At 37.0% G+C, this 8,345-nt stretch carries 9 protein-coding genes; 2 read left to right on the top strand and 7 right to left on the bottom strand.

Annotation, left to right across the window (positions count from 1 at the left end):
- Positions 1 to 78 precede the first annotated feature (78 nt).
- On the top strand, positions 79 to 927 hold the full coding sequence (gene folD / locus CD152_RS09915; protein ID WP_101035217.1) for a bifunctional methylenetetrahydrofolate dehydrogenase/methenyltetrahydrofolate cyclohydrolase FolD: 849 nt from the start codon (positions 79 to 81) through the stop codon (positions 925 to 927).
- Positions 928 to 1,108: 181 nt separating this feature from the next.
- Here folD and CD152_RS09920 read toward each other — a convergent pair whose 3' ends face one another.
- A complete protein-coding gene (locus CD152_RS09920) occupies positions 1,109 to 1,999 on the bottom strand; it encodes a nuclease-related domain-containing protein (protein WP_103214727.1) in 891 nt (296 codons plus the stop codon).
- Between the two features lie 211 nt (positions 2,000 to 2,210).
- Complete coding sequence (locus CD152_RS09925; RefSeq protein WP_103214728.1) at positions 2,211 to 3,353, bottom strand: globin domain-containing protein; 1,143 nt, start codon at positions 3,351 to 3,353, stop codon at positions 2,211 to 2,213.
- Between the two features lie 139 nt (positions 3,354 to 3,492).
- Between CD152_RS09925 and CD152_RS09930 the strand changes: the two genes are divergently transcribed.
- The gene (locus CD152_RS09930; RefSeq protein WP_103214729.1) at positions 3,493 to 3,903 is read left to right on the top strand and encodes an RrF2 family transcriptional regulator; all 411 of its coding nucleotides are present in this window, start codon (positions 3,493 to 3,495) and stop codon (positions 3,901 to 3,903) included.
- A 132-nt stretch (positions 3,904 to 4,035) separates the two neighbouring features.
- Here the strand turns inward: CD152_RS09930 and CD152_RS09935 are convergent, their stop codons facing one another.
- The 5 genes from CD152_RS09935 to CD152_RS09955 form a co-directional block, all read right to left on the bottom strand.
- Complete coding sequence (locus CD152_RS09935) at positions 4,036 to 5,175, bottom strand: aminotransferase class I/II-fold pyridoxal phosphate-dependent enzyme (protein WP_103214730.1); 1,140 nt, start codon at positions 5,173 to 5,175, stop codon at positions 4,036 to 4,038.
- Between the two features lies 1 nt (position 5,176).
- Positions 5,177 to 5,800 (bottom strand): acetyltransferase, encoded by a 624-nt coding sequence (locus CD152_RS09940; RefSeq protein ID WP_103214731.1) that lies wholly within the window; start codon positions 5,798 to 5,800, stop codon positions 5,177 to 5,179.
- Positions 5,793 to 6,392 (bottom strand): sugar transferase, encoded by a 600-nt coding sequence (locus tag CD152_RS09945; RefSeq protein WP_103214732.1) that lies wholly within the window; start codon positions 6,390 to 6,392, stop codon positions 5,793 to 5,795. The genes CD152_RS09940 and CD152_RS09945 overlap by 8 nt, the downstream gene beginning before the upstream one ends.
- Before the next feature lie 2 nt (positions 6,393 to 6,394).
- Positions 6,395 to 7,657, bottom strand: coding sequence for a nucleotide sugar dehydrogenase (locus CD152_RS09950; RefSeq protein ID WP_103214733.1), 1,263 nt, complete (start codon positions 7,655 to 7,657; stop codon positions 6,395 to 6,397).
- Between the two features lie 5 nt (positions 7,658 to 7,662).
- Positions 7,663 to 8,345: glycosyltransferase (locus CD152_RS09955; RefSeq protein WP_146034107.1), on the bottom strand; the 683-nt coding region annotated here is incomplete at its 5' end.

An 8,345-nucleotide genomic window follows, 5' to 3' on the forward strand; every position in this document is an offset into this window, starting at 1 on the left:
ATTATTTTTTTGTTCGTATTTTTAGATTGCTTACTGCTATAATGATATTAAACGTTCGAATAAATGGAGGGAACTGGAATGTCAGCAAAAGTATTAGACGGAAAGAAAATTGCAGCGGATTATCGTGCGAATCTTGCACAGGAAGTCGAACAGTTAAAGGCACAAGGGGTTACGCCAAATTTAACGGTTATTCTTGTAGGAAATGACGGTGCAAGCCAGAGCTATGTGAACAACAAGAAGAAATCTGCTGAGAAGATCGGTATGAGCTCAAGTATCATCCATCTTGATGAAAGCACGACCGAAGCGGCATTATTAGAAGAAATCGACAAGTTGAACAATGATGACAATGTACATGGAATCCTTGTACAAGTCCCGCTACCGAAACAAATCGATGAAACGAAAGTGCTGGAGAAGATTGCACCAGAAAAAGACGTTGATGGATTCAATCCAATCAATATCGGCCGACTCTATGCAGGGGTTGAAACATATATCCCTTGTACGCCACTGGGCATCATGGAAATCTTAAAGCATGCAGATATCGACCTGGAAGGAAAGGATGTCGCAGTCATCGGGAGAAGTCATATCGTAGGACAACCCGTTGCGAAACTGCTGACAGATGCGAATGCAACGGTAACATTACTGCATTCTCGCAGTAAAGATATGGATGCAGTATTAAAGCGCTCTGATGTTATCGTATCTGCTGTAGGTAAACCAGGATTAGTGACGAAGGATGTCGTGAAACAAGGTGCAGTCATCGTAGACGTAGGAAATACAGTCGTTGACGGAAAGTTAACAGGAGACGTTGTATATGATGAAGTTTCTGAAGTTGCAGGCGCAATCACGCCCGTACCAGGTGGTGTTGGTCCACTGACAATTACAATGGTATTAAATAATACATTACTTGCAGCGAAACGTGCGCAGCAGTAAATAGATGAGACATTCAACTGAAGTTGGGTGTCTTTTTTGTGGGTGCAGGTACATTATCGGGCCAATATTTAATATGCTATTATTTTGGTACATTTTTGAGTGCCAATATTTCTTAAATAACCTGATTTGGCGCTGAAAATGGCACTCAAATCATTTTTCAGCACCATTTTCAGTGCCATTTTTACTTCTTTTCATAGTAAATACCTCGATTAATCCCTTTTTTTATATAATGTTTGCTCAAAATTCTCTGTAATGTACGGTTCGGCATTTCTAGATGACGATTCAGATCGCATTTACGAATTCTATCCACGCGAAACAACTCTAACATACGGTACACGATATCGACCGCTTCACGATTACTCACCCTATGCCCGCATCGACATCGATACTTATGACCCTTAACATCTCGAATCATACCAACGCGACGACACTTCGGACATCGTATACCCGGCTTTACATCATCCATATCATAATCATCAGTACTATAGAACTTTGCGTCATCACCGTGATGCGCAATCAGCGTCTCACTCAACCTCATCATATCTTCACAGATGCCAGCGCTCCCCTTCAAATAGTCCACGACTCGCTCAAGATCATAATAAAACAAAATATATTTATCTGTATCACCCATCAATTGAAACGATTCGTTCATAAATACAACACGACTTGTCACTTTGTAATGAAAGCCGTGATTCAGTAAAAACTGCTTTAGCCCCGCTTCACTACCAGTAAGCTGCATCATCAAGCGCTTATTCACACGACCATTCGCACTTTTAAATAACCCATCCTTATACGCATAAACCCCACTATAATGCTTAACATCAAAATGGAACACATACCGCCCAGCTAACACTAAAAAATCAAACTGCGCACTATAGTCCTCCAGATAAATATCCCAGAGTATTACAACACCATCGATTTCACCCATAACATCCAGAAACTTACGTTCACCCTCAAGCCCAGACAAGTAACGCAGCAATGTATCATTATCTGACCTCGACAATCTGATTCGACCTTGTAACTCGTGAAGCAGCAATAATTTATCATTCGTTTCATGAAATTTCGCTATCATATGTCACCTCACAAAAAACATACCCGTAACCACCAAATCTGTCAAAAACCTATTTTTCAAAAACTGCACATCAAAATAACCTTAAATAAAGCAGAAAATAAAAAAGCACATTAAAATATTAAAAAACTGCATGAAATTCATGCAGAAATTAAAATATCGTAATAAAAAAACACAGCTAACGCTGTGCTTTAATAGTTCTCTAAACCAGATATTATACTGTAATACTCATCTTCGGACCAAACGGCTCGAAGTGTACGCGGCTTCTATCAATTCCCATATCACTGAAGATCTCAAGCATGCCTTCCATAAATCTTACAGAACCACACATATAGATTTCTTCGTTACCGTTTATAATTCGTGATAGCTTCTCTTTCGTTAAGCGACCTTCACTTTCCGAATAGTTAAAGAAGAACTCTACGTTACTATTATTATGGAACTTCGTAATCTCACCTTTAAATGGAACAGCATCACGGTTATATGCTGAATGGATAAATTTAATACTGCGTTTATCCACCTCATCCTCTAACATACTCATGAGTGGCGTCATACCTACGCCCCCACTTATAAATACGAGGTCCTTATTATCAGTCTCAACTAAGAACTCACCCGCCGGCGCAGATAACAGAAGCTCATCTCCTGCTTGCACATGATCATGTAGATAGTTAGAGACCATCCCTTTCTCTTCACCTGCTACGTCACGCTTAACCGCGAACTTAAGTCCATGAGTAGTATCAACAGAACAGATTGAATAATGACGTAATGCATCATTTGTTTCATCTTCAGGATGCACCTTCACCGTAATATACTGACCCGCTTTCACAGGTTTCAATTGTACCGCATCACTCTGCACGGTGAATGACTTAATTTCAGGAGACTCCTCCTTAACCGCTACAACCTTGAACGGTACAAAGCCCTGCCAATCCGCTTCATCATACAGTGCTGCCTCCATCTGAATAAATACATCAGCAATCACTCCATATGTCTCTGTCCAGGCCGCCACAATCTCAGGCGTTGCCGCATCACCTAGTACATGCTGAATCGCCCAAATCAAATTCTCACCCACAATCGGATAATGCTCCGGTTTGATCTCTAACGCTCTATGCTTATGCGCGATTTGGTTGACGTTCGGAACAATCGCCTCCAGACGATCAATATGCTTAGCAGCAGCGATAACTGTCTGTGCTAAAGCTGTCTGCTGACGCCCTAACTTCTGGTTCGTCTTATTGAAGACATTGAGCAGCTCAGGATGCGCTTCAAACATATGCTTATAGAAAGCAGTCGTAATCTCCGTACCATGTTCCTCCAGCACTGGAATCGTCGATTTGACGATATTCTTAGTTTCTTCTGTTAACACACTAACCCCCCCTATTTAAAGATACATTATAAATACATCTTTAATATACACCTCATCCCTACAAATTACAATCATTTATATCATCTATGAACAAAAAATTCACAGTCTAGTGCTATAATATGGAGAAGGAGAGATGACCATGAAACTAACACTTTACTCAGATTACTCATTACGTGTCTTGATGTATGTCGCACGTCAGGAGCACCGGGTTCAAATAGATGAAATTGCGAAGTTTTACGGGATTTCGAAGAATCACCTGACGAAGGTTGTGAATAACCTCGCTACCCTCGGTTATATTGAAACGACGCGCGGACGCGGTGGCGGCATACGCATCAAGATGGCACCTGAAGAAATTAATATCGGTGATTTAATAAGAAAGACCGAGGAACATTTCAACTTAGTCGAATGTTTTGATCGTGAGACGAACACATGCCCGATTGCAGGAATATGCGGTCTGCAAGGTGTACTCGGTGAAGCATTGAATGCATATCTATCAGTACTAGATAAGTATACGCTGCAGGATATATTATTTAGAAAAATCGCGTTATAAAAGGACTTTGAATAATCCAAAGTCCTTTTATAATACAAAGAATAGTAGCAGCATGACGAAGAATGAAATCATCAGCTTCATCAGAAAACGCAAAAAAATCACCCCTGATATATATCGAGGGGTGACAATCTATTAGCTATTTATAAAAGTCTTAATCATATCAATTGCGGCATCTTGAATTACTTCAGTCATCTTCGTGTCTGATGGTAAGCATATTCCATTCTCAAATAAGAATTTCGAAACGTCCTGATGCTCATCCTGAATAAAATCTTTACCTTCAAATAATGGCTGTAAGTGCATTGGTTTCCACACTGGACGTGCTTCAATATTAAATCCTGCTAGATGTTCAATAATTTCAACAGATGTTTTGCCTACTTTCTCACTATCAACAATCATCGTAGATAACCATCTGTTACTAAAGCTATCTTCTAGTTCTTCCATGAAAGAAATTCCGTCGATTCCTTTAAGACCCTCAACATAGCGGTCAAAGATATCACGTTTCTTTGCCACACGATCATCAAGCACTTCCATCTGACCACGACCGATACCAGCAGATACATTGCTTAATCTATAATTATAACCAACCTCACTATGCTGATAATGTAATGCATTATCACGAGCTTGCGTCGCTTTCTTCAATGCATGCCCAATTGCTTCCTCATCATCAGAAATAATCATGCCACCACCAGATGTTGTAATAATCTTATTACCATTAAATGAGAAGATACCAAACTTACCGAAAGTGCCGCTCATCTGTCCATGATACTTACTACCTAGAGACTCAGCAGCATCTTCAACAACAGGAACATTATATTCATTACAGATTGCCATTAATTCATCCATCTTAGCAGATTGACCATACAAGTTAACAATCATAACCGCTTTAGGCAACTTATCCATAGCAGCATATTTCTCAAATGCTTTACGAAGTGCATAAGGCGACATATTCCAGCTATCCAGGTCAGAATCAATAAACACAGGTTCTGCACCTAAGTACATTATTGGATTAGCCGTTGCAATAAAAGTAAGAGACGAACAAAAAACGATATCTCCTGGCCCTACACCTAAAAGGTCTAATGCTAAATGAAGACCACCTGTACCACTTGATAACGCACAAGCAGCTTTCGTACCTGTATAAGATTTAACTGCATTCTCAAACTGTGTTACGTTCTCACCGAGTGGTGCAATCCAATTCGTATCAAATGCTTCTTTGACATACCTTTCTTCATTTCCACCCATGTGCGGGCTTGATAGAAATACACGTTCTTCCATTTTATTCGCTCCTTTTAATTATGCGTGCTGGATTACCAACAGCAGTAACATTACTTTCTATATCTTTAATTATGACACTACCAGCACCAATAATACAATGTGATCCTATATTAATATTTGGTATAACTACGCTACCTGATCCAATATGCGTGAATTCACCAACAGTCACTGTACCTGATAAGACTGCACCAGGAGAGATATGCGTATAATCTCCAAGCACGTTATCATGCTCTACTATAGCGCCGCTATTGACAATGGAATGCTTTCCAACTTCAGCATATGAATTAACTACTGTATTTGGCATAACAACTGTTCCAATAGAAATACGTGCAAATTTAGATACAACAGAAGATGGATCGATAATTGTTGCGAAATCAGAGTCTCCTAAACTATATTGATTTACAATCTTCTCGCGAACATGATTATTGCCGATAGCAATGATAAACTTGGTATGTTTGTATACATCTATGCAATCCATAGAATCATATACTATGCCTTCTTCAATAAACTTTTCATGAATCTGACCGTCCAATATAGCATATAGCTCAAATTCTGGATGTCTCTCTATCATGTCCCTAATAACTTTAGCGTGACCACCATTGCCAAGCAAAGTTATCTTATGCATCAGCCGGTGTTCCTGTAAACTTCTCAGCTGTTACAGAACCTTCCTGACTGATTCCTTCACTTTTGAATACCTTGATAACTGTTAAGTAAAGGATATACATATCTAACATGAATGATTGATGATCCACATACCATACATCTAGTTCGAACTTCTCTTCCCATGATAATGCATTTCTTCCATTAACTTGAGCCCATCCAGTAATACCCGGCTTAACATCTAAACGACGACGTTGTTCAGCGTTATATAAATCATTGTATTCCATCAGTAATGGTCTAGGACCAACTAAAGAGATATCACCCTTAATAACATTAATTAATTGAGGAAGTTCATCAAGACTATATTTTCTAAGAAACTTACCTGTATCTGTTAATCGATCAGAGTCAGGTAAGAGGTCTCCATTTTCATCAGTTTCATTTGTCATTGTTCTAAATTTATAGACATCAAAAGGTTTACCAAATTGTCCAGGACGTGTTTGCTTAAAGATTATTGGTGAATCAATCTTTTTCTTAACAACAATTGCTGTTCCTACAATAATTGGTGAAACCGCTAAAATTCCGACAGAAGCTGCTGTGAAATCGAATAATCGTTTCATAATTACACCTGTAATTCTTTAATCTGATAAAGATTTCCCATGTTAAAGTATTGATAATTATCATGTGTAGTTACAATATTTTTCGTATCTAAGATAATATTGTCTTTCATTGATTGTGCTACATTGTCTAAATCTTTGAATTCATTGTGATCAGACAAAACTAATATTAAAGAACTATCTTCAACTGCTTTTGCTATATCTTCTTCTACAAAAGACTTTTTTACGTGTGGATCATGCGCAACGATATCAATATTAAATTCTTTTTGAAGCATATGATAAATATCCATCGCAGGAGATTCACGAATATCGTCTACATTTCCTTTGTATGTTAAACCGAATACAGATATTTTCTTCGCATCTGTTTTTTCAACAATAGTTCTAACTTTATCAACTACAAATTCAGGCATGCTATTATTAATACTTCTAGAGTTCTGAATTAGTGGACTATTTTCTGGCGACTTCGCAATAATAAAGTAAGGATCAACAGCTAAACAATGACCGCCAACCCCGGGTCCAGGGAAATGTAAGTTCACACGTGGATGCTTGTTCGCCATCTCTATAACTTCTAAAGCGTTGATATCTAATTCAAAACAAATCTTTGCTAATTCATTTGCTAAAGCAATGTTTGTATCACGATATGTATTCTCCATTAATTTAGACATCTCAGCAGTCTTAGCATTTGTTTCAATCATTTCTCCTTGAACAAAAACGGCATATACTTCTTTAGCTTTTTTTGTACAAGCTGGAGTAATACCACCGATGATTCTATTGTTATGAATCAGTTCATTCATAATTTGTCCAGGCAAAACACGTTCAGGACAATGAACTAAGAATAAGTCTTCACCAATTCTAAATCCTTTTTCTTCAAAGAAAGGTTTAACATGATCATCCATTGTTCTTGGGGCAATTGTAGATTCGACTATCACTACATTTCCTTTTTCAACATAAGGAATAATACTCTCACAAGCTGACATAACATAGCCAATATCACAAGACTTGTATTGATCATTGTTATTTGGTGTCGGAACAGCGATAATAAAGCAGTCAGCCTTTTCAGGTTTTAAAGATGCTTTAAATGTACCAGCCTCGATAACTTCTTTCAGTGCTTCATCTAGAAAAGGCTCTTCTAAATGTAAAACTCCATTGTTTAAAGATTTTACTGCATCTTCATTTATGTCTACACCTGTTACATTAACACCATATTTTGCAAACATAATAGAAGTTGGTAATCCAATATAACCTAAACCGATAGTTGTTAATTTCATGTTAATTACTCCTTAATAATATTTAATAATTTATCAATATTATCTTCGATTCTAAATTCACTATCAAAGAAATTTTTCGCATTTTCGCTGTATACCTTTAAATCACTTTTTAATAACTTATTAGCATTATTTATAAATGCATCAACATCATTACTTTCATTCCATAAACCTATTTGATTATTAATAATGTCGTCTTTAATATCTGTATTTTTATCTGTAGCTGCTAGAATAGGTTTTCCAGCATTAATTAAACTTGTTAGCCTTGAAGGATAATTAGGAATAGTGAATCGATGATCAAGGAAAATTAAACCAATATCACTTGCAGCGATTAATTCATTGTATTGCTCCTTTGGCAAATAGTTATGTATTTTGATATCTTCATTTTGAGTCTGTTCAATACACCTTTTTAAATCATCATAATGAGTACCATTTCCTACTATCATCAATTGAGCATTTTCAATTTCATGAAATCTTTTGATTATATCCTTAATATATTCAATACCTTGAGGAATTCCTAGATTACCGCCATACAATAACAATTTTTTATCAGGATTTAAATCATATTTTTCTTTTACAATTTGTATATCTATATCTTCAAATGTCTCTTGATAAATAGCATTTCTAAAAATATGAGTTTTAGCTGAAATATCATTATTTTCACATAGATAATTTATATTCTGTTGAGACA

The organism is Macrococcoides caseolyticum (assembly GCF_002902665.1).
Taxonomy (GTDB): Bacteria; Bacillota; Bacilli; order Staphylococcales; family Staphylococcaceae; genus Macrococcoides; species Macrococcoides caseolyticum.